This window comes from Frateuria sp. (assembly GCF_013362045.1).
Classification (GTDB): Bacteria; Pseudomonadota; Gammaproteobacteria; order Xanthomonadales; family Rhodanobacteraceae; genus Frateuria_A.
In genome coordinates this window covers 1-2,724 of the sequence record NZ_JABFWW010000231.1, presented here as the reverse complement: position 1 = coordinate 2,724, position 2,724 = coordinate 1, and the positions used below count along the sequence as shown (strand labels likewise).

Annotated in this window: 3 protein-coding genes; 1 reads left to right on the top strand and 2 read right to left on the bottom strand. The window is 68.9% G+C overall.

Annotation, left to right across the window (positions count from 1 at the left end):
* Positions 1 to 73: 73 nt before the first annotated feature.
* Positions 74 to 274 (bottom strand): hypothetical protein, encoded by a 201-nt coding sequence (locus HOQ08_RS11085; protein WP_291194562.1) that lies wholly within the window; start codon positions 272 to 274, stop codon positions 74 to 76.
* A gap of 132 nt (positions 275 to 406) precedes the next feature.
* Between HOQ08_RS11085 and dmeF the strand changes: the two genes are divergently transcribed.
* The gene (gene dmeF / locus HOQ08_RS11080) at positions 407 to 1,435 is read left to right on the top strand and encodes a CDF family Co(II)/Ni(II) efflux transporter DmeF (protein ID WP_291194559.1); all 1,029 of its coding nucleotides are present in this window, start codon (positions 407 to 409) and stop codon (positions 1,433 to 1,435) included.
* Between the two features lie 4 nt (positions 1,436 to 1,439).
* Here dmeF and HOQ08_RS11075 read toward each other — a convergent pair whose 3' ends face one another.
* Complete coding sequence (locus HOQ08_RS11075; protein WP_291194556.1) at positions 1,440 to 2,549, bottom strand: acyltransferase; 1,110 nt, start codon at positions 2,547 to 2,549, stop codon at positions 1,440 to 1,442.
* Positions 2,550 to 2,724: the final 175 nt, after the last annotated feature.

Genomic DNA, 2,724 nt, shown 5'->3' with positions numbered 1-2,724 from the left:
ATCACCCGGTCCCTGCGCGAGGGCGTCGACATGGCTCCAACGAGCCCTGCGAGCGTTGCCGCGCAGAGACTCGTCAGTGCTCGCCCAGCGGGCGGCCGAAGAAGTCGGATTCCGCTTCGAAGTCGCTGTCGCGGAAGGGCTGCTCAATCGGATCAGCCGCCCTACCAAGGAAGCGCGACGCAAGCGCGCGGGCCGTTCGCGCGAGCGTGCCGCCGCTGGCTGGGGGCTCGTTCTCGGCGAAGGACGGGGAAGTCGGCTGTGGCTGTTGCTGCATGGCGGCTCCTGTGAATAAAGGCCATTCTGGGCAGTGGCCGATGCCCCGGCTGTAGGAACGCACCGCCCCCTTGCCACGCTGTGGCCCACCTGCGACGTCGCGGACAATTGGTGCCGCGCATCGCGATCCACCATGTCCACCGACCACGACCCGTCTTCCGCCCCTTGGCTCCAGTCCCACGCTTTCCACACCGGCGACGAGGCGGCCGAGCGCAGCACGACGGTGGTGTTCTGGATCACCGCGTTCGCGATGGTCGCGGAGATCGCCGCGGGGTACTGGTTCAACTCGATGGCGCTGCTGGCCGACGGCTGGCACATGAGTTCGCACGCGCTGGCGATCGGGCTGGCCGTGTTCGCCTACGCGACGGCGCGCCGCTACAAGGATGACGAGCGCTTCGCGTTCGGCACCTGGAAGATCGAGGTGCTGGCGGGCTTCACGAGCGCCATCCTGCTGCTGGTGGTCGCCGCGCTGATGCTGTTCGGCTCGGTGGAGCGCCTGCTGGCGCCGCAGGCGATCCATTACCGCGAGGCGCTGGTCGTCGCGGTCCTCGGCCTGGCCGTCAACCTCGCCTGTGCGCTCATCCTCGCCCGCGCGGGCCATGGCCACCACCACGACCACGGGCACGACCACGACCACGACGACCACGGTCACCACCACGGCGCGCACGCGCATGCGCACCATGACCACCACATGCATGCGACGGCTTCCGATGCCGAGCACCACGAGGACCTGAACCTGCGCTCGGCCTACGTGCACGTGGTGACCGACGCGGCGACCTCGGTGCTGGCGATCCTGGCCCTCGCGGGCGGCTGGGTCTATGGCTGGTGGTGGCTCGATCCGGTGATGGGCATCGTCGGCGCGGTGCTCGTCGCCTCCTGGGCCCGCGGCCTCATCATGAAGACCGGCAAGGTCCTGCTCGATCGCGAGATGGACCATGCCATCGTCGACGAGGTGCGCGAGGCCGTGGAGACGGGCGGCGACCGCGTGACCGACCTGCACGTGTGGCGCGTCGGCCGCGACTGCTATGCGTGCGCGCTGACGCTGCTCACCAGCGACGCGCAGCTGGATGCCGCCGAGGTGCGGCGCCGCCTCGCCCGGCATCCGGAAATCGCGCACTCCACCATCGAGATCCACGCGGCGCCGCTGCACCAGCGCGCCTAGGCCCTCAGGCCGACGACGTCGGCGTGATGACTGCAGCAGCAGGGCGCGCCGCGGCAATACGACCGCGGCCCGTGAAGCGCGCCTTCAAGCGCAGGATCGGCGACTCGAACCAGCGGTGGCTGGCATAGGCCATCAGCACCACCAGCAGCACCGTGCCGGCGAAGACATCCAGGCCCATCTGGTGCCCGGCCACCTTGCGCACGGCGTTGGCGGCGAGCATGTGCATCAGGTACATGCCGTAGCTGATGGTGCCCACGAAGGCGACGGGCCTCGCGTCCAGCACCGGATGCAGCCACGAGTCCTGGCACAGGCAGATGCTCGCCACCAGCACGGCCATCGTGAAGCTGATGGCCAGCGCAGGCGCGCCCAGTTGCAGTTGCGCGAGCAGCAACGCCGTGGCCAGCGGCGGCACGACACGGCGGCCCAGCATCGGCGCGAGAACGTCGAACGTCGGCCTGTGGTCCAGCAGCACGGCGAACATGGCGCCGAACAGGATGGGCGGGGCCAGACTGCCGATCGCGGTGAGCACCAGCCCGGGCGCGGGGACCTGGATGGCCGCCACCTGCGCGAGGAACAGCACGACCGCGACGACCGCAGGCAGCCAGGCGCGACGACTGGCCAGCGCCGCCACCAGCACCGGCGGCCAGAACAGGTAGAACTGTTCCTCGGTCGCGAGCGACCAGGCGAAGTAGAAGGTCACGCCATGCTCGGCGCCGTTCTCGGCGCTGACGAACCAGTTCGACGTGTAGGTCGCGAAGGCAGGCAGGTTCTGCCAGAACTCCGCGGCCTTGGGCGTGCCGCGCATGGTGGCGAACACCAGCACGCAGTAGAGGGCCAGCACCGCGTAATACAGCGGGAAGATGCGCAAGGTGCGCCGGATGTAGAAGTCGCGCAGCGAGATCGCGCCGGTCCTGCGGCGCTCCTTCAGCAGCAGCGTGGTGACCAGGAACCCGCTGATGGCGAAAAAGAGGTCGACGCCCTTGTTGCCGTGCCTGAGCAACTCCATCGCGTGCGGACCGCTGACGTGGGTCCAGATCACCGCGATCACGCTGAAGGCCCGCAGTCCGTCCAGGCCCTTGAAATGCGTGGTCGCTGTGAACGTCCTGTACGTCATCGACGCTCCTTTGACATCCGCGCGATTCTAGGAATGGCCTCGCTGCCTTCCTTGCGCACTGGTCCGAAGGAGCCAACGGCCCCAGCGCAGCGTTACCTGCGCTGCAGCCTGCCCGGAAGCGTGGGGTCGTCGCCGAGGGGACGGTCGCCGAGTGCCGCCAGTTGCTCGCCCAGAT